Annotated in this window: 15 protein-coding genes; 3 read left to right on the forward strand and 12 right to left on the reverse strand. The window is 64.0% G+C overall.

The window, feature by feature from the left end; genetic code table 11:
• The first annotated feature begins 35 nt into the window (after positions 1-35).
• Complete coding sequence (locus tag CYJ07_RS17695) at positions 36-692, forward strand: hypothetical protein (protein ID WP_104205043.1); 657 nt, start codon at positions 36-38, stop codon at positions 690-692.
• A gap of 196 nt (positions 693-888) precedes the next feature.
• The gene (locus CYJ07_RS17700; protein WP_104205044.1) at positions 889-1,548 is read left to right on the forward strand and encodes a peroxiredoxin; all 660 of its coding nucleotides are present in this window, start codon (positions 889-891) and stop codon (positions 1,546-1,548) included.
• 125 nt (positions 1,549-1,673) lie between these two features.
• On the opposite strand, the gene ppc is transcribed toward CYJ07_RS17700, so the two are convergent.
• Genes ppc through cysM form a run of 5 tightly spaced genes read right to left on the reverse strand, consistent with a single transcriptional unit; the run spans position 1,674 to position 9,824 of the window.
• Positions 1,674-4,322, reverse strand: a complete 2,649-nt coding sequence (gene ppc, locus CYJ07_RS17705) for a phosphoenolpyruvate carboxylase (RefSeq protein WP_104205045.1) — start codon at positions 4,320-4,322, stop codon at positions 1,674-1,676.
• Positions 4,319-5,224: a nucleoside triphosphate pyrophosphohydrolase gene (gene mazG / locus CYJ07_RS17710; RefSeq protein ID WP_422666979.1), complete on the reverse strand. Its 906-nt coding sequence runs from the start codon at positions 5,222-5,224 to the stop codon at positions 4,319-4,321. The genes ppc and mazG overlap by 4 nt, the downstream gene beginning before the upstream one ends.
• Complete coding sequence (gene relA, locus CYJ07_RS17715; protein ID WP_104205046.1) at positions 5,221-7,497, reverse strand: GTP diphosphokinase; 2,277 nt, start codon at positions 7,495-7,497, stop codon at positions 5,221-5,223. Before relA ends, mazG begins: the two co-directional genes overlap by 4 nt.
• 4 nt (positions 7,498-7,501) lie before the next feature.
• The gene (rlmD, locus tag CYJ07_RS17720; protein ID WP_104205047.1) at positions 7,502-8,926 is read right to left on the reverse strand and encodes a 23S rRNA (uracil(1939)-C(5))-methyltransferase RlmD; all 1,425 of its coding nucleotides are present in this window, start codon (positions 8,924-8,926) and stop codon (positions 7,502-7,504) included.
• A 1-nt stretch (position 8,927) separates the two neighbouring features.
• Entirely contained in the window at positions 8,928-9,824 is an 897-nt protein-coding gene (cysM, locus tag CYJ07_RS17725; protein WP_104205048.1) for a cysteine synthase CysM, read from the reverse strand.
• A 119-nt stretch (positions 9,825-9,943) separates the two neighbouring features.
• On the opposite strand from cysM, the gene CYJ07_RS17730 reads away from it, so the two are divergent.
• A complete protein-coding gene (locus CYJ07_RS17730) occupies positions 9,944-12,703 on the forward strand; it encodes an ATP-binding protein (RefSeq protein ID WP_104205049.1) in 2,760 nt (919 codons plus the stop codon).
• Here CYJ07_RS17730 and acpS read toward each other — a convergent pair.
• The 7 genes from acpS to lepA are packed head-to-tail and all read right to left on the reverse strand — an operon-like array spanning position 12,637 to position 18,807.
• Entirely contained in the window at positions 12,637-13,020 is a 384-nt protein-coding gene (acpS, locus tag CYJ07_RS17735) for a holo-ACP synthase (protein WP_104205050.1), read from the reverse strand. The genes CYJ07_RS17730 and acpS overlap by 67 nt on opposite strands.
• On the reverse strand, positions 13,017-13,817 hold the full coding sequence (pdxJ, locus tag CYJ07_RS17740) for a pyridoxine 5'-phosphate synthase (protein ID WP_104205051.1): 801 nt from the start codon (positions 13,815-13,817) through the stop codon (positions 13,017-13,019). The genes acpS and pdxJ overlap by 4 nt, the downstream gene beginning before the upstream one ends.
• 35 nt (positions 13,818-13,852) lie before the next feature.
• Complete coding sequence (gene recO, locus CYJ07_RS17745; RefSeq protein ID WP_104205052.1) at positions 13,853-14,554, reverse strand: DNA repair protein RecO; 702 nt, start codon at positions 14,552-14,554, stop codon at positions 13,853-13,855.
• Between the two features lie 5 nt (positions 14,555-14,559).
• Positions 14,560-15,459 carry a GTPase Era gene (era, locus tag CYJ07_RS17750; RefSeq protein WP_104205053.1) on the reverse strand — a complete coding sequence of 300 codons (900 nt, stop codon included), beginning with the start codon at positions 15,457-15,459 and terminating at the stop codon, positions 14,560-14,562.
• Positions 15,456-16,148, reverse strand: a complete 693-nt coding sequence (gene rnc, locus CYJ07_RS17755; protein WP_104205054.1) for a ribonuclease III — start codon at positions 16,146-16,148, stop codon at positions 15,456-15,458. Before rnc ends, era begins: the two co-directional genes overlap by 4 nt.
• Positions 16,149-16,172: 24 nt before the next feature.
• Complete coding sequence (lepB, locus tag CYJ07_RS17760; RefSeq protein WP_104205055.1) at positions 16,173-16,976, reverse strand: signal peptidase I; 804 nt, start codon at positions 16,974-16,976, stop codon at positions 16,173-16,175.
• Positions 16,977-16,989: 13 nt separating this feature from the next.
• Entirely contained in the window at positions 16,990-18,807 is a 1,818-nt protein-coding gene (gene lepA / locus CYJ07_RS17765; RefSeq protein ID WP_104205056.1) for a translation elongation factor 4, read from the reverse strand.
• Positions 18,808-18,809: the final 2 nt, after the last annotated feature.

Here is an 18,809-nt window from a genome sequence, read left to right on the forward strand (position 1 = left end):
GCGTCGAAACACGTTGCACAGGGAATGGGCAGGAAATGAAAGCGGGTATCGCAGGTGCCATTACCATGGCGGCCAGTCTTGCGCTGATGTCATCCTTGGCATGGGCGGAACAGGCGGTGCTCGATCACGGCGAAGCGCCCGCCTTTACCGAAGCCAATGGCGAACTGCTGGCCTCGCTGGCTCTGTCTCGCCTCGACGTTCCCTCCTTCACCGTTCGCGCCAGCGATCTGATGTATCTGGACAATGGTCTTGTTGTAGAGGGCGCCGACCTCGAAACTCCCGACGGCTATACGTCAGGCTTTCGCCTGACGGCCGGTTTCTCTCCGAAGAGCCTGCCGCAGGTCGATCTGGGCGCCGAGCTGACCTATCGCGAAAGCGACGAGGTTCCCGCTCGCCACGCCGATCAGGCGATGCTTCTCAACACCACCACGGTGGGCGGTAGTCTGCTGGCAGGCGTGCGCCTCGGCCAGTTCGGTGTCTACGCCAAATCCGGTTTCGTAGAATGGGAAGGCGATCCGGTCAACCAGAGCGAACCGCTTTACATGGCAACGGCCGGCACGTCACGCATCCAGGGCTTCGGCGCCCGGCTTCAGCATAAGCGGCTCGTCAGTCGGCTGGAGTTCGAAGAGATCGATGCACCGAGCATGGCGCATCTCAATCTTGTCACCGCCTCGCTGCACTATCCTTTCTAGCCCATCCTGTTGGCTCATTGCAGGGCGTCTCGACGTCTGACGTTACTATTTCAAGTCGCTTCACATATAACGAAATACCTGGAGATCATTTTTTTTCATACCCCTGCGTTCTTATGTGGAATGGCCTATAGTGATACGGTCGCCGACGCCGAGCGCGCGGCGGCTCTTTCTTGAACCTGCTCCTGGAGTCACGAAGATGAGTCTCAGAATCGGCGATACCGCGCCCGATTTCACGGCGCAAACCACCCAGGGTACGCTGAACTTTCACGAATGGATTGGCGATAGCTGGTGCATTCTCTTCTCGCATCCCAAGGACTTCACGCCGGTCTGCACCACCGAGCTGGGCTACATGGCCAGGCTCAAGCCCGAATTCGACAAGCGCAATACAAAGATCATCGGCCTGTCGGTCGACCCGGTCGACAACCATGCTGCCTGGGCCAAGGATATCGAAGAGACCCAGGGCACTGCTCCCAACTACCCGATGATCGGCGACGACAAACTCGAAGTGGCCAAGCTGTACGACATGCTGCCCGCCGAGGAGCCCGGCAGCGCCGAAGGCCGCACCCCGGCCGACAATGCCACGGTGCGTGCGGTGTTCGTGATCGGACCGGACAAGAAGATCAAGGCAATGTTGATCTATCCGATGACCTCGGGACGCGATTTCAACGAGGTGCTGCGCTTGCTCGACTCCGTGCAGCTGAGCGCCAAGCACACCGTGGCCACGCCGGTGAACTGGAAGCCCGGCGAGGACGTTATCATCCCCCCCTCGGTCAGCGACGAAGAGGCGAAGCAGAAGTACCCGGAAGGCTTCTCTACCCTCAAGCCCTACCTGCGTACGGTCAAGCAGCCCCAGTAAGCTTGGCTTGCGTTGCCACCACTCATGAATCGCCCCGGCCAAGCCGGGGCGTTCTTGTCTGGGGTAGCCACACGAGAAAAGTCTACGGGCTATGGCCAGACGAGGCGAGAAGCAGCAGTAACTTGTCAGCCCGTATTGCGCAGGCCCGCAGCGATACCGGCCATGGTCACCATCAGCGCCCGCGAGAGTTCACCGCTGATGGCCCCGTCGGCATCGCGGTTACGCTGCAGCAGTTCGGCCTGCAGCCCGTGCAACGGGTCGATGTAAGGATTACGGACCTCGATGGCTTGATAGATCAGCGGCGTCTGCTCCAGTAGCTGCGACTGATCGAGGAGGGTCAAAAGCACCGACTCCAGCCGGGTAAAGCGCTGACGCAATTGGGCGCCCAGTTCCTTGAGCGCCGGTTCGTCGACCAGGCGCTGCTCGTAGTAGGAAGCGATGCCCACGTCGGCCTTGGCCAGCAACATTTCCAGCATGTCGAGATAAGTGCCGAAGAAGGGCCAACGGTCGCGCATCTCGCGCAGCACTTCCAATCCTCCCTCCTCCTCGATGCGAGTCGAGAAGGCCTCGCCGCTGCCCAGCCATGCCGGCAGCATCAGGCGTATCTGGGTCCAGGCGAAGATCCACGGAATCGCCCGCAGCGTTTCCACCCCGCCGTCCTGACGGCGCTTGGTGGGCCGCGAGCCGAGCGGCAGGTGCCCCAGCACGCCTTCGGGCGTCACTGCGCGGAAATAGGGCACGAAATCGGGATCCTCTCGGACCACACCCACGTAGCTGCGGTGAGCGATCTCGGCCAGGCGGTCCATCTCCTCGCGCCAGTGGGGTTCGGGCGAGGGAGGCGGCAGCAGCGTCGCCTCGAGGACCGCGCAGGCATAGATCTCCATCGAGCGCAGCGCGATATCGGGCTGACCGAACTTGAAGCGAATCATCTCGCCCTGTTCGGTAACGCGCAGGCTACCGTTCACCGAGCCGGGCGGCTGCGACAGGATAGCGGCATAGGCCGGGCCACCACCGCGACCAACCGCCCCGCCGCGACCGTGGAACAGGGTCAGGGACACACCGTGATGGCGACACACCTCCACCAGGCGCTCCTGGGCCCGATACTGGGCCCAGGCGGCCGCCAGTTGGCCGGCGTCCTTGGCCGAATCCGAGTAACCGATCATCACTTCCTGCCGCTCGCCGGCCAGCGCCCGATAGCCGGGTAGTGCCAACAAGCGGTCGATGACGTCGCCCGCCCGGTTGAGGTCGTCGAGGGTCTCGAACAACGGCGCGATGGGCAGCGTCACGGCGCCCCCCACCTCTTTCATCAGCAGGGCCACGGTCAGCACGTCGGAGGGTTGTCCCGCCATGGAGATGATGTAAGTGCCAAGCGCCTCGGATTGCTCGTTGGCTATGACCAGGAAGGTATCGAGCACCTCACGGGTTTCGGCCGAACAATCCCAGCGCCGTGGGATCAGCGGGCGACGCGACTCGAGTTCGGAAAGCAGGAATGCCTGTCGCTGCTCCTCGCTCCAGTCGCGGTAGTGGCCGAGACCGAGCGCATCGGTCAGCTCCTCCATGACCAGCGCATGACGGCTCGCCTCCTGGCGGATATCGAGCTTGGTCAGGGTCACGCCGAAGACCGCCACACGGCGCAGCGTGTCGAGCAGCGCGCCGTTGGCGATGGTATCGAGACCGACGTCGCACAGCGAGCGATAACAGGTCAGCAGCGGCGCGTAGAGCTGGTCGCTGTTCTCGATGATCGGGCCGCCTTCGAAGCTGCGACCGTCGAGCTGGGCCTTGGCCCAATCACGCGTCGCCTCGACCCGCTGCACCAAGCGCTTGAGCAATTCACGATAGGGCTCTGCCACGTTGCCCACCTCGGCACGCAGCGCGCTGTTGCATTTCCACATGGAGAGCTCGGCCTTGAGCTGCTCCAGGTCGCGCAAGTAAAGATCCGCCGCCATCCAGCGCCCCAATAGCAGTACCTCACGGGTAACGCGGGAAGTAACGTTGGGGTTGCCGTCACGGTCGCCGCCCATCCACGAGGCGAAGACGATCGGTGCCGCGTCGAGCGGCAGGCGCTCACCGGCGGATTCCAGCAGCAGGCTGTCGAGGTCGCGATGGAACGCCGGCACCGCCTGCCACAGCGAGTTCTCTATCACAGCGAAGCCCCACTTCGCCTCGTCCACCGGCGTGGGCCGCTCGTGGCGAATCTCATCGGTGTGCCAGGCTTGGCTGATCAACTCCTCGAGACGCCCGCGCGCGCGGCTGGCCCGCTCGGGATAGTCGAGCGAGGATTCGATCACCGTCAGGCATTCGTCGATGGCATCGTACTTCTGGATCAGGGTACGCCGGATGACTTCCGTGGGATGCGCGGTCAGGACCAGCTCGACGCGCATGCTCGCCAGGCTCTCGACCAGCTTGCGCGGCGCATGACCGGCCTCGCGGGCGCGCGCCAGCAGGTCGGAGAGTACCGGCTGCGAACCGGGCTTGTAGTCCTCGACACGGCGAAAGCGCGCCCGATAATGCTGCTCGGCGATATTGGCCAGGTTAAGGAACTGGTTGAAGGCACGCGTCACCGGCAGCAGGTCGCGGTCGGGCAGCTTGCGCAGGTACTCGATCAGCTCGCGACTGCTTTGCCCATCCCCCTGTCGGCCACTCTTGGCCAGTCCGCGAATGGTCTCGATGCGATCGACGAAGCCTTGCCCCAGGTCATCGGCAATGGTGCGGCCCAGGCTGTCGCCAAGGATGCGTACGTTGTCGCGCAGGGATTCATGTAGATCGCCGCTCATGGCCGCTCTCCTCCAGAAGACGATTCGGTAAATGGAATCTCGAGGCGCTTGGCTTCCTGCCAGTGGCGCTCCATGGTGTCCAGGTCGACGTCACCGGGCGTCATGCCGCGCTTGGCCAGCGCTGTCTCGACATAGCGAAAGCGGCGTTCGAACTTGGCGTTGGTAGCGCGCAGGCACTGTTCGGGGTCGGCCTTGAGGGTACGCGCCAGGTTGGTCACCGCGAACAGCAGGTCACCCACTTCCTCGCTGGCATGCGCCCGGTCGCCCTCCTCCAGGGCCTGCTCGACTTCGTCGAGCTCCTCGCGAATCTTGGCGATCACCCCGCGTGCATCGGGCCAGTCGAAGCCGACCCGGGCCGCACGCTTGGAAAGCTTGGCGGCGCGTGACAGCGCCGGAAGCGTGCGCGGCACGTCGTCGAGTACCGAGACGGCCCTCGCACCCTCGATGCGCTCGGCACGCTCCTCGGCCTTGAGCGACTCCCAGCGACTGCTTACGTTTTCAAGTTCAGCCTGGCGGGTCTCGACCTGCTCGGCACTCACGCCGGGCGGACGGCGTGATGCCAGGGTGCCGTCGGGGAAGACGTGCGGATGGCGACGCACCATCTTGGCGGTCAAGGTATGGACTACGTCGCCAAAGTCGAAGCGCCCTTCTTCCTGCGCGAACTGGCTGTAGTAGACCACCTGGAACAGCAGGTCACCCAGCTCGCCCGGTAGCTCGTCGAAGGCGCGACGTTCAATGGCGTCCGCCACCTCGTAGGCTTCCTCGAGGGTATGCGGCACGATGCTATCCCAGTCCTGCTTGAGGTCCCACGGGCAACCCTGGTCGGAATCGCGCAGTACGGCCATCAGCGTGAGCAGGTCGTCGATGTCGTGGCGAATCGTGTCGTGGCGTATCTCGCTCATGTGCCGCTCCCCTTGCGCTTCATGCCCTTGGCGCCAGTGCGCAGTCGCTGGACCTCGATCACGTTGGACAGTTGCTGAATGCGCGAGAAGAGCCTGCCCAGCGTCTCCAGCCCATCGACCTCCACGGTAATGCGCATGCGAGCGATACCGTCACGCGTATCGGTGAGCGTGTTCACCGACAATACGTTGACCTTTTCGTTGCTGAGAATGCCTGTGACATCGCGCAGCAGACCGGAGCGATCCCAGGCCTGGATCTCGATATCCACCGGATACTGGGTGCGGGCTCGCTGGCCCCATTCCACCTCGATCACTCGCTGGGGCTCATCGACGCGCAGCTGCAGGATGTTGGGACAATCCTGGCGATGCACGGTGACCCCCCGGCCCTGGGTGATGAAACCGACGATGGGCTCCCCAGGGACCGGGTGGCAGCAGTTGGCCATGCTGGTCTTAAGGTTGCCGACGCCAAGCACGGTGATATCGCTGGTGCCGCCCTTGCCCTGGTCGCGCCGGGGCTTGGCGAGCAGACGATCTAGCTGCTCCTGATCGTCGGTTTCGCCGAACAGCTGCTGGGCCTGGTGCAGCACCTGGCCAATACGCAGGTCGCCGGCCCCCAGGGCGGCGTACATGTCGTCGGGGGTTTGATAGTTGACCTTGTGCGCCAAGGTGTCGAGGTCCATGTCCTCGACGTCCAGGCGTCTCATCTCGCGTTCGAACAGCGCCTTGCCCTCTTCCAGATTCTGTTCGCGCGCCTGATGCTTGAACCACGACTGAATCTTCGCCCGCGCCCGTGAGGTGCGTACGTAACCGAGGCTGGGATTGAGCCAGTCACGACTGGGGCCGCCCTTGCTGGCCGTCAGGATCTCTACCTGCTGCCCGGTCTTGAGCTTGTACGTGAGCGGCACGATACGGCCGTCGACCTTGGCCCCGCGACAGCGGTGACCCACCTCGGTGTGCACGCGGTAGGCGAAATCGATCGGCGTGGCGATGCGCGGAAGGTCGATGACGTGGCCATCCGGGGTGAACACATAGATGCGATCCGGCGCCACGTCGCTGGAGAGTCCCTCGCGCAGGTCGCCGAACTCACCGACCTCCTCCTGCCATTCGAGCACCTGACGCAGCCAGGCGATCTTCTCCTCGTAGCTGCTGCTCTTGCTGCTGGTATCGTGGCCCTTGTAGCGCCAATGGGCACAGACCCCAAGCTCCGCCTCGTCGTGCATGGCGAAGGTGCGAATCTGGATTTCCAGCACCTTGCTCTCGGGCCCAAGCACCGCCGTATGCAGCGACTGGTACCCATTCTTCTTGGGGTTGGCGATGTAATCGTCGAATTCGTTGGGCACGTGGTGCCAGCGCGAATGCACCAGCCCCAGCACCGTGTAGCAGTCGGCGACCTCGGGGACCAGGATGCGCACCGCGCGCACGTCGTTGACCTGGGAGAAGTCGATGCGCTTGCGCCTCATCTTGCGCCAGATCGAATAGATATGCTTCGCCCGCCCGTTGACCTCGTAGCGGACGATTCCCTGCGACTCGAGCATTCCCTTGAGGGTCGCGACCACGTCGTGGATGTAGCGGTCGCGATCCATACGCTTCTCGGCCAACTGGCGAGCGATCGTCTTGTAGTCGTTCTCATGCAGGTAGCGGAAGGAGAGGTCCTCGAGCTCCCACTTGACCTGACCGATGCCCAACCGGTGTGCCAGCGGCGCGTAGATGTCGAACACTTCGCGGGCCACCTGCAGGCGTTTTTCGCGCGGGGCATCCTTCACCTGGCGCAGCGCGCAGGTGCGCTCGGCAATCTTGATCAAGGCGACGCGCACGTCGTCGATCATGTTGACCAGCATCTTGCGCAGGTTGTCTTGCTGGTCGTGCTGGACCAGGCCCTGACTGGGAATCTGGGCGTTGCTGATGGCGGCCATCTGCAGCACGCCCGCGATCAGCTTCGCCACCTCGCTGCCGAAGCGCTTGGCGATGACCTCGATGTCGATTAGCCCCTCGCGCACGGAGCGGTAGAGCACCGCGGCCTCCAGTGCCGGCTGGTCGAGCTTGAGCTGACCGAGGATGTCGGTCATCTCGAGCCCCATGCGGAAACTCGCATCCTGAGGCAGCCAAGCCTTGTGGGGGCGCTCGACCGCCTGGGAGAGACGCTTGGCCAGTTCGCAGGCGTCGCGCATCTCGACGGGCTCGCGCAACTTGACGTCCTCCTGCAGACGCTCGAGCCAATGTCCGATGTCGACGTCGCCATTGTCCGTCAATGGCTGGTCGTCGCGCACTTTCACCATCTTTCTAGGCTCCTTGCGATGGCGGCTGCCATGCATCATGTTCGAGCAGCAGAATGGATTCCAGGTGTGAGGTGTGCACGAACATGTCGGCTACCGCCACCCGGGTGATGCGATAGCCACCATGCACGAGTCGTGCCGCATCGCGGGCCAGCGTGGCTGGGTCACAGGCGATGTAGACCAGGCGCGACACGGGACGTTCGATCAACGCCCGACAGACCGCATCGGCTCCGTCGCGAGGCGGATCGAGCATCACCGCACCGGGGGCCAACCTCTCCAGCAACGCGCTGATTTGGGCTTCGTCGTTGAGATCGGCTTGCACACCCTCGGCGGATAGCTCGTTGCGTCTCGCATTGCTCGCCAACCGCGCCACCATGTCGGGGTTGCCCTCCACCGCCGTGACGCGAGCGCCATCGGCCGCCAGCGGCAGGCTGAAGTTGCCGATGCCCGCGAACAGGTCGAGCACCCGCTCCCCTGGGAGTGGAGCCAGCCATTCCCGCACCACGGCGACCAGTTGACGATTCACCGTTTCGTTGACCTGCAGGAAATCGCCCGGGGCGAACGCCAGTTCGAGATTGCCCTCCCTGCCGGGCAAGCGGCAGGTCAGTGCTGGCGTCTCTCCCAACCATTCGAGCGTGGGCGATTCTCGTCCCACCCGCCAGGCCACGGCGACATCATGGGTCTCCCCGAAGGTCAGCCAGCGTCGTCGATCGGCCGCATTAGCGCGCAGTTGCCGCACAACCACCACGCTGGCCGTGTCTGACGCCACCAGTTCCAGATGACCGATCAGACGCGGCGCTTCCAGCTGCGCCAAGAGATTGCGCAGCGGCCCGAGCAGCGCGGAGAGCGCCGGCACCAGTATCGGACAGGTGTCGATGTCGATCAGGCGACTGGCATGCCGGGCACGGAAACCGATATGCACTCCCCCTTCGGCATCCACTTTCACCCCCAGCCGGGCGCGGCGCCGATAGCCGAGCGGCTCGCCTGCCAACAGCTCGGGCTCGGCGTCGAGTTCGACGCCCTCACGCGCCAGCAGATCGACCAGCACCGCCCGCTTATGCTCGCGCTGGGCGACGACGGACAGATGCTGCAGGTCACAACCACCGCACTGCCCGTAGTGACCACAGGGAGGATCGGCCCGCTCAGCGGCCGGCTCGAGCAGCGTGCGGATGTGAGCCTCGTCGAAGCGCTTGCGGGTACGGTGGACGGCGACTTCGATCCGTTCGCCGGGCAGCGCCCCTTCGACGAATAGCGTCTTGCCGTTCCAGGAGCGCGCCACGCCACGGCCGTCGTGAGCCAAGCGTTCGATCGTTGCCTCGGCCTCATCGTGGTCCGTGCGAGACTGGCTGCGCGGCGCCTCCGAGTGCTTTTTCTGAAGGCCGGAGGTACCGGAACGCGGGCGCGCCGGGCGACGTTTGCCAAGCATTGCCACCTCAGGCCTCCGGGGCGAACAGCCCGGTGGAGAGATAGCGGTCGCCACGGTCGCAGACGATGAAGACGATGACCGCGTTCTCGACTTCCTCGGCCACTCGCAGCGCGCCGGCCAGGGCGCCACCGGACGACACGCCGGCGAGGATACCCTCTTCGCGGGCCAGACGGCGCATGTGCTCCTCGGCTTCGCGCTGGCCGATATCGAGCACTCGGTCGATCCGACTGGCATCGAAGATGCTCGGCAAGTACTCCTTCGGCCAGCGACGAATGCCGGCGATACTGGCCCCATCCTCCGGCTGCAGCCCGACGATCTGCACCTCGGGGTTGCGCTCCTTGAGATACGCCGACACGCCCATGATGGTGCCCGTAGTACCCATGGAGCTGATGAAGTGCGTGACGCGGCCTTCCGTCTGCTGCCATATCTCGGGACCCGTGCCCCGAAAATGGGCCAACGGGTTGTCGGGATTGGCGAACTGGTCGAGCCGCTTGCCTTCACCGCGTGCGATCATCGTCTCGGCGAGATCGCGCGCTTCCTCCATGCCGCCTTCCTTGCTCACGGTAACCAGCTTCGCCCCATAGGCCGCCATGGCCTGCTTGCGCTCGCTGGAGGCGTTCTCCGGCATGATCAGTACCAGGTGATAGCCCTTGATGGTCGCGGCCATGGCCAGGGCGATCCCGGTGTTGCCCGACGTGGCCTCGATCAAGGTGTCGCCGGGTCGAATATCGCCACGCGCCTCGGCCTGCTCCAGCATGGATAGCGCCGGACGATCCTTGACCGAGCCAGCCGGATTGTTCCCTTCGAGCTTGGCGAGCAAGGTGTTGTTGCGCCCGGCCGCGATACGCTTGAGCCTGATCAGCGGCGTATTGCCGATGATGTCCTCGATGGTGGGGAAGTGCATGTAACCGTCCTTAGGCTAAGGTCTTTTACGCATTATATCCGTGCCGCCATCCACTGGACAGGCATCACGCCCGGGTGTGGCATACTGGCAGGCAAACGACTTGGATCAAGGGACAGCCGATGTCACTCGGAAACCGCCTGACACTCTGGATATTGTGTCTCCCCCTGCTAGTGCTGCTGGTCGTGGCGGTATTCGTGCTGCATCAGGATACCGAATGGCGCAGGTCAGCACTGAGCGAACGACTCCTCACCGCCGCCGAGCTGCAGGCGCCGGAACTCGCCCGCGCGGTGCTCGACGACGATCGCACCCGCCTCGATGCCGAGGCGCGGCGGCTACTGGAGATCGAGGAGACACGCGGCGTCGGGCTGTACACCGATACCGGCGCCACCGTCCTCGAACTGGGACGCACCCGCGCGCAGGTGGCCGCCACTCCCCCGCTGGAAATCCAACTGGACACCAGCGGCGATCTTTGGCGGCTACTGGTGCCGCTGGCACCGCGTGAGGCCGATGGCATGGTGGCACAACGAGCCTGGCTCGAGCTCGACATCGATAGTCGCGCCCTTACGCTCGACTTCTATCGCCGCCTCGCCACTGCCGGACTGGGCTTGTTGATCATCGGCCTGCTGCTGTTCGTTCTTGCATCCACGCTCGGCCGACGACTGGATGCAAGCCTGAATGACGCCGCCGAGACACTGCGCCGACTGCGCGGTGGCGATCTGCACGCACGGCTACCCGAAACCGGCGCGCCGGAGCTGCGCCGCCTGGCCCGACACGTCAATGCGCTGGGCGACGAGCTGGAGCAGTCGCACGAAAACATGCAGCGTCAGATCGAGCAGACCACCGCGGACCTGCAGGAGTCGATGGAAACCATCGAGATCAAGAACATAGAACTCGACCTCGCGCATCGGCGCGCGCTGGAGGCGAACCGGGTCAAGTCGGAATTCCTCGCCAGCATGAGCCATGAGATCCGCACTCCACTTAACGGCATCGTCGGATTCTGTCGCTTGCTGGGTCGTTCGCGCCTGGACCCACGCCAGCGCGAATGGCTCGATCAGGTACATATCGCCTGTGACAACCTGCTCGCTCTGGTTAACGACGTGCTCGATTTTTCACGCATCGAGGCCGGCAGGCTCGAACTCGACCGGGCCGAGCTGGATATGGTCGCACTGGTCGACGAGGCCCTGGGGTTGCAGGCCCCGCTGGCGCACCAGAAGGGCTTGCACCTGCTGGGTCTGGTCTACGACGACGTTCCGGCGCCACTGCGCGGCGATCCGCTGCGTATACGCCAGGTGCTGACCAACCTGGTACACAACGCCCTGAAGTTCACCGAACAGGGCGAGGTTATCGTGCGGGTAATGGTCGAGGAGCACTGTGGCCAAGGACGGGTGCTGCTGCGCATCAGCGTCAGCGATACCGGCATCGGCCTCACCCCGCAGGAACAGCACGACCTGTTTCAGGCCTTCCGCCAGGCCAGCGCTGGTCACTCGCGCCATTATGGCGGCTCCGGACTGGGCCTGGCGATCAGTCGCCAACTGGTCGAGCAGATGGGCGGACAGATCGCTGTGGAGAGCGAACCCTCTCAGGGCTCGACGTTCGCCTTTACGCTTCCCCTGGATATGGCCGGCACTAGCGAAGCACTACCCGAGCGCATCCTCGACGGCGACCGCGTGGTGCTCTTTGAACCGCACGCCCCGACCCGTCGCGCGCTGGGCCATCTGCTGGAGCGCTGGGGAGCCCATGTCGAGAAGGCAGCGGCGCCGGAAATCAACGGAACGCCGCCTGCCCTAATGATCGCCGCGCTCCCCATGGAGCTGAACGAAACTGTGCTGGCGGAGTGGCAGACCCGGCTCGACCTGAGTCCCTGCCCCTTGCTGTTGCTGGCCAACGTCACTCCGCTGGAACTACCCGATCTCAAGCTGCCGGTCGCCTGCGAGATACTGTGCAAGCCGGTATCCCGCCAGGCGCTGACCGATGCCCTGCGCCGACAGCGAATGGCGCTGGGACAACCGCGTACGCTACCGCTCGGTCGGTCGCGCCTGCTGGTGGTCGACGACAATTCCATCAATCGTCGCCTACTGCGTGAATTGCTCGACAGGCCCGGGCTCGAGATCGTCGAAGCCGGCAGCGGCGAAGAGGCCCTGGCGCTGGCCGAGAGCGAGATCTTCCAACTGGTTCTGATGGATATCCGCATGCCCGGCATGGATGGGGTAGAGACGACGCGAGCCCTGCGCAGCCTGGGTGGTAGCTGGCTGAACTGTCCGATCATTGCCGTCACAGCACATGCTCTCGACAATGAACGCCAGTCGCTGCTCGATGCAGGCCTTCAGGAAGTACTGATCAAGCCTGTGGACTCCCACCAGCTGGAAACCATCCTGCAGCGCCACCTGCCCTTGGCGACACCGCCAGCGAGGCCGACTCTGGCGACCTCTTCCGTACCGCCCGAGCCCATGATCCCGCCGCCTCCGGAACTCGAACACACCACCGAACTCGCCGTGGTGGACATGCAGCTCGGTACCCGGCTGGCGAACGGCAACGAGAGCCTGGCACGCGAACTGCTCGGCGAACTCGTCGCCTCGCTACCGACCAGCATGGCCGAGCTTCAAGCTGCGCTGGCAACGGAGGATGTCGAAGCGCTCCTCGACGCCGTGCATGCGCTCAATGGGGCCTGCCGCTACTGCGGCGCACCGCAGTTGGCCCTGGTGGCGGAAACGCTGGAGACGCGCCTGCGTTCACGGGGCATGGAAGATGTCGATACGCTCATCGACGACCTGTTTCAGGCCATCGAGCGACTCATCGATTGGCAAGTCGAAGCTCAGGAGGCACCTTCCAGCACCACCATGGCAAGCGCCAGTTCGGCCTCGTCGCTCAAGGACAAGTGAATGGCGCGCACACCGGCCACATCGGCGAGTTCGTGGGCGCGCCCGCTGAGCATCAACGAGGGACGCCCGAGGGCATCGCTGACCACCTGGATCTCGGCCCAGCGCATGCCGTGACGCAAGCCGACGCCCAACGCCTTGACGAAAGCTTCCTTGGCGGCAAAACGCTTGGCCAGGAAAGCCGCCTTGTCGTGGCGCTTATCCAGCCCTTCGCGTTCGATCGATCCCAGCACCCGTTCGGCGAAGCGCTCGCCATGGCGCGCCATGGCCGCCTCGAATCGCGCCACTTTGGCAATATCGGTGCCTACGCCGATGATCATGCGTGGTCGTCGCCATCCTCGTGGTGGTGATGTTCATGCTCTTCCAGCGAAGCGATGAAACCGGCTTCCTGGCCGGCGATCATCAGACGCTTCATTTCCGCCACCGCCTCCTTGAGGCCGACGAATAGCGCCCGCGCGATGATGGCATGACCGATGTTCAGTTCGTGAAGACCGGGAATCGCGGCGATCGACTCAACGTTATGATAGTGCAGGCCATGGCCGGCGTTGACCGTCAACCCGAGCTCGAGCGCCATCTCCGCCGCCGCCGACAGGCGCGCAAACTCCCGCCGGGCTTGCGCACCGCCACATTCGGCATAGGCGCCGGTGTGCAGCTCTATCACCGGCGCGCCTGCGCGCTTGGCCGCCTCGATCTGACTCGGCTCCGGATCGATGAACAGCGATACCGCGCAGCCGGCGGCCGCCAGACGTTGGCAGGCAGCGGCGATAACATCGAAACCGCCGACCACATCCAACCCCCCTTCGGTGGTCAGCTCCTCGCGCTTCTCCGGCACCAGGCAGACGTGTGCCGGACGCAGCTCCTCAGCCAGGGCCAGCATCTCCTCGGTAACGGCCATTTCGAGGTTCATGCGCGTGTTGAGCACCTCGGCAAGAATGCGCACGTCGCGCTCCTGGATATGGCGACGATCCTCTCGCAGATGCACGGTAATGCCGTCGGCGCCCGCCTCCTCGGCCAGCAGCGCCGCCTGGACGGGGTCCGGATAGCGCGTACCGCGGGCCTGTCGCAGCGTAGCGATATGATCGATATTGACACCGAGCAGAATGCGCGGGGGATGCATGGCTTTCTCCAGCAGCAGGTCGATGGGAAACGCTTTCAGTGTGAGGGGGAACGGCGCCGCTCGGCAAGTTGGCGCATCAGCTCGCGTGAGCGCAACGGGCGCGTACCGAGCAGTGGTGCCAGTGCCGCTCGAGCAATCGCCTTGGCCGGGCCGGTGAGGCCCGGCACCTCCCAGTCGCCGCCGGCCAGCAGCCGCAGGGTACGTCCGTCGAGCCCGGGCTCGCCGGGCACGAAGGCCCGCGACGCGGCATCGAAGCGATAGCGACCCTGGGGGTCGAGCTCACCGCCATCGGGCGTGGTGTAACGCGGTGCAGCGTCCAGCGCATCGAGCAGGGCGAATTCCAGCCGCCGCAGCGCCACGGCCCGCCCCTCGGGACGCGGCAGCGCTTCCAGCAATGCCGTGTAATAGGCGAACACCTCGGCCGCGGGCAACTCCACCGGCAGGGTGCGCGTCAGCAGTTCATTGGCATAGAGTCCGCACAGCAATCCCTCGCCGGCGAGCAGTGCTGCCGCGCCATGGCTTTCCATCAGGCGCAGACGCTTGAGTTCGCCCTCTCCCACCCAGGTCACGTGCAGCGGGGCGAAGGGTTGCAGCCGCCCGCGCGAGCGTGAGCCGGGGCGCTGTACGCCCTGAGCCACCGCTCGCACTCGGCCGTGCTCAAGGGTGAGCAGCTCCACCAGTGCGCTGGTCTCGCGATAGGGACGCTTATGCAGGAGAAAGGCCGGCTGCGGCTGCATGGGGGTCAATCCAGGTCGTAACCTAGGCTCTTGAGCGCCCTCTCATCGTCCGACCAGCCACGCTTCACCTTGACCCACAGGTTGAGCATGACCTTGGTGTCCAGGGCGCGCTCCATGTCGATGCGCGCCTCGCGACCGATGCTCTTGATCCGCTCGCCCTTGTCGCCGATGAGGATCTTCTTCTGGCCGGAGCGCTCCACCAGGATCAGCGCGCTGATGTGCACGATCTTGCCCTCGTCGCGGAACTCCTCGATCTCCACCGTGACCTGATAGGGCAGCTCATCGCCGAGCTGGCGCATGATTTTCTCGCGCACCAGCTCCGCCGCCAGGAAGCGCTGGCTCCTGTCGGTGACCTGATCGTCGGGGAAGTGATGCATGCCTTCGGGAAGGTGCTTGGCCACCTCCCCCTCGAGCTCCGACACGTTGGTGCCATGCTTGGCCGAAACGGGAATAATGGCGGCGAACTCACGCCGCGCCCCGACATCGGCGAGCCAGGGCAGCAGCGTGCTCTTGTCCTCGATCCGATCGACCTTGTTGACCGCCAGAATCACCGGCGCCTCGACGTGCTCGAGGCGCTGCAGCACCACCTGATCCTCTTCGGTCCAGCGGGTACGGTCGACGATGAAGACGACACAATCGACGTCGCGCAGCGCCTGGGTAGCCGCCTGGTTCATGAAGCGGTTGATCGCCTTGTTGCGATCGCGCCCCAGGATATGGATGCCGGGCGTATCCACATAGATGAACTGCGCTTCGCCTTCGGTCTTGATGCCCATGACCTGGTGTCGCGTGGTCTGGGGCCGGCGAGACGTAATCGATATCTTCTGACCCAGGATGCGGTTCATCAGGGTCGATTTGCCCACGTTGGGCCGCCCCACGATTGCCACGAAGCCACAGGTTTCGTTCATGAGTTGCCTCCTCCGCGGATCTCGAGCCGCGCTAGCGCCAGCTCGGCGGCCTGCTGCTCGGCATGTCGACGACTGGACCCGGTGCCCAGGGTATGCGAATCGAGCAGTTCGACGTGACACTCCACGGTGAAGGTCTGGTCGTGTGCCTCCCCTTCCACCGTCACCACTTCGTAGCGCGGTAGCGGCGACTGACGCGACTGCAGGAACTCCTGCAGGCGGGTCTTGGGATCCTTCTGTGTGTCCTGCAGGTCGATGGATTCCAGCCGTTCGGCGTACCAGGCCAGCACGCGGGCCCGAGCCACATTCATGCCGGCATCCAGGTAGATCGCCCCGAGCACGGCCTCGACGGCATCGGCCAGGATTGAATCGCGACGATGACCACCGCTCTTCATCTCGCCGGAGCCCAGCCGCAGGCATTCGCCGAAGGCCATCTCGCGGGCCAACTCGGCCAACGTCTGGCCGCGCACCAGGCGGGCACGCAGGCGCGAAAGCTGCCCCTCGCGCGCCTGGGGAAAGCGCTCGTAGAGCGCCTCGGCGATGACGAAATTGACGATGGAATCGCCCAGGAACTCCAGGCGTTCGTTGTTCTGGCCCCCGTAGCTGCGATGGGTCATGGCCAGTTCCAGCAAGGCATTATCGTGGAAGGTGTGGCCGATGCGACGACTGAAGGCGGTAAGGGATTTGCTCACGAAATTCCTGTTGATTCTGGTCCATCAATGGATGCGACGGATCTGGGTGAAGCTCGGCAGGCCGCCATCCCAGTGCATCCACACGGCAAACGCTCGGCCGACGACGTTCTCCTCCGGCACGAAGCCCCAGTAGCGGCTGTCGTTGGAGTGGTCACGATTGTCGCCCATGGTGAAGTAGTGCCCTTCGGGAACGACGACTTCACGGACCCGAGGGCCGGGATCCCGGGGATTATTGTAGATTCGATGGCTGGACTCGCCCAGTTGCTCCTCGAGCAGCCACTCGCCGGGAGCCGTAGCGGGCGTCTCGTCGAGCAGGCGTTTGGGCACCGGCTCGCCATTGATATACAGCTGCTTGTCTTCGTAGCGCAGCGTATCGCCCGGCAGGCCCACCACACGCTTGATGAAGTTCACAGAGGGCTCGCTGGGGAAGCGAAACACCATGACGTCGCCTCGCTGCGGCTCGCCCACTTCGATGATGCGATCGTGCGTAACCGGCAGACGCAGGCCATAGGCATACTTGTTGACCAGAATGAAGTCGCCGACTTCAAGCGTGGGACGCATCGAGCCCGAAGGAATCTGGAACGGCTCCACCAGGAAGCTACGCAGCAACAGCACGACCAGCAGCACCGGGAAGAAGGAACGCGCATAGTCGACCGGCCAGGGCTCCTTGAGCGCCCGCTCGCGAGCGCTCTCCTCGAGACCTTCGGTGGTACCCGCCTCCACCTCGGCCAGCTTACGATGGCGCGCGGGACGCCACCAGACGATATCGAGCAGCCAGATCAGGCCGGTGAGGGCTACCGCCACCACCAACAGAAGTGAGAAATCCATAGTGTCGCCGGTCCTAGTCGTTCACCTTGAGCACGGCCAGGAAGGCGTCTTGGGGAATTTCCACCCGACCGACCTGTTTCATGCGTTTCTTGCCCGCTTTCTGCTTCTCGAGCAGCTTCTTCTTGCGCGTCACGTCACCGCCATAGCACTTCGCGGTGACGTTCTTGCGCAGCGCCTTGACCGTGGAGCGCGCCACTACCTGGCCGCCGATGGCCGCCTGTATCGCCACGTCGAACATCTGGCGCGGAATCAGCTCCTTCATCTTTTCGACCAGCACTCGGCCGCGCGAGTGAGCGTGATCGCGATGAATGATCACCGCCAATGCGTCGACCCGGTCGCCGTTGATCAGCACGTCCAGACGCACCAGTTTGGCCGCCTCGAAGCGCTCGAAATTGTAATCCAAGGAGGCATAACCCTTGGAAATGGACTTGAGCCGATCGAAGAAATCCATCACCACTTCGGACATGGGCAGCTCGTAGGTGAGCTGGATCTGGCTGCCGAGGAACTGCATGTCGAGCTGGTTGCCGCGACGGTTCTCGCACTCCATGATCACGTTGCCGACGAACTCCTGCGGCACCAGGATGCTGGCACGCACGATCGGCTCGCGCATCTCTTCCACATCGGCCATGTCGGGCAGCTTGGACGGGTTGGAGACGTAGCGGATATCGCCGTTTTTCATTGCCAACTCATAGACCACGGTAGGTGCCGTGGTGAGCAGGTCCAGATCGTACTCACGCTCGAGACGCTCCTGGATGATCTCCATGTGCAGCGTGCCGAGGAAGCCGACGCGGAAACCGAAACCGAGGGCGTCGGAGTTCTCGGGCTCGTATTCCAGCGAGGCGTCGTTGAGCGCCAGCTTCTCCAGCGCGTCGCGGAAATCCTCATAGTCGTCGGCGCTGACCGGGAACATGCCGGCGTAAACCTGCGGCTTGACCTTCTGGAAGCCGGGCAGGCGCGGCACGTCGGGGGTCTTGGCGTGGGTGATGGTATCCCCCACCGGAGCACCCTGGATATCCTTGATCCCCGCCACCACGAAGCCCACTTCGCCGGCGCGCAGGATGTTGGTCTCCTTGCGCAGCGGCGTGAAGATCCCCACTTCGTTGGCCTGCCAATCGCGCCCCGTGGATTTGATGCGAATTTTCTCGCCCTTCTTCAGCGTGCCATCGAAGATGCGCACCAGCGAGACGACACCGAGATAGTTGTCGAACCAGGAGTCGATGATCAGCGCCTGCAATGGCGATCCGGGGTCACCCTTGGGTGGCGGAATGTCGCGCACCAGACGTTCGAGTAGCGCATCGATGCCGAGCCCGCTCTTGGCCGACACCTGGCAGGCATCGGTGGCATCGAGACCGATGATCTCCTCGATCTCATGGGATACCTTGTCGGGATCGGCCTGGGGCAGGTCCATCTTGTTGAGCACCGGCAGCACCTCGAGCCCCTGCTCGATGGCGGTGTAGCAGTTCGCTACCGATTGCGCCTCGACGCCTTGAGCGGCGTCCACGACCAGCAAGGCTCCTTCGCAGGCATAGAGAGAGCGCGAAACCTCGTAGGAAAAGTCCACGTGCCCCGGGGTATCGATGAAATTAAGCTGGTAGGTTTTGCCATCCTGAGCATGGTAATCCAGCGTCACCGACTGCGCCTTGATGGTAATGCCGCGCTCACGCTCGAGGTCCATCGAGTCGAGCACCTGCTCCTTCAGCTCGCGCTCGGTCAGCCCGCCGCAACTCTGGATCAGACGATCGGCAAGCGTGGATTTGCCGTGGTCGATATGCGCAATGATCGAGAAGTTTCTTATGTGACTGAGTTTGCTGCTTTTTTCTGCTTCAGACATGA

The organism is Billgrantia saliphila, from assembly GCF_002930105.1.
Lineage (GTDB): Bacteria > Pseudomonadota > Gammaproteobacteria > Pseudomonadales > Halomonadaceae > Halomonas > Halomonas saliphila.

Bases quoted from the DNA above. Each gene is read 5' to 3' on its own strand.
- pdxJ (WP_104205051.1), bottom strand. From the start codon at position 13,817: ATGCATCCCCCGCGCATTCTGCTCGGTGTCAATATCGATCATATCGCT.
- acpS (WP_104205050.1), bottom strand. From the start codon at position 13,020: ATGATCATCGGCGTAGGCACCGATATTGCCAAAGTGGCGCGATTCGAG.
- lepB (WP_104205055.1), bottom strand. From the start codon at position 16,976: ATGGATTTCTCACTTCTGTTGGTGGTGGCGGTAGCCCTCACCGGCCTG.
- ppc (WP_104205045.1), bottom strand. From the start codon at position 4,322: ATGAGCGGCGATCTACATGAATCCCTGCGCGACAACGTACGCATCCTT.
- era (WP_104205053.1), bottom strand. From the start codon at position 15,459: ATGAACGAAACCTGTGGCTTCGTGGCAATCGTGGGGCGGCCCAACGTG.
- cysM (WP_104205048.1), bottom strand. From the start codon at position 9,824: ATGCACTTCCCCACCATCGAGGACATCATCGGCAATACGCCGCTGATC.
- CYJ07_RS17695 (WP_104205043.1), top strand. From the start codon at position 36: ATGAAAGCGGGTATCGCAGGTGCCATTACCATGGCGGCCAGTCTTGCG.
- CYJ07_RS17700 (WP_104205044.1), top strand. From the start codon at position 889: ATGAGTCTCAGAATCGGCGATACCGCGCCCGATTTCACGGCGCAAACC.
- mazG (WP_422666979.1), bottom strand. From the start codon at position 5,224: ATGAGCGAGATACGCCACGACACGATTCGCCACGACATCGACGACCTG.
- CYJ07_RS17730 (WP_104205049.1), top strand. From the start codon at position 9,944: ATGTCACTCGGAAACCGCCTGACACTCTGGATATTGTGTCTCCCCCTG.
- recO (WP_104205052.1), bottom strand. From the start codon at position 14,554: ATGCAGCCGCAGCCGGCCTTTCTCCTGCATAAGCGTCCCTATCGCGAG.
- relA (WP_104205046.1), bottom strand. From the start codon at position 7,497: ATGGTGAAAGTGCGCGACGACCAGCCATTGACGGACAATGGCGACGTC.
- lepA (WP_104205056.1), bottom strand. From the start codon at position 18,807: ATGTCTGAAGCAGAAAAAAGCAGCAAACTCAGTCACATAAGAAACTTC.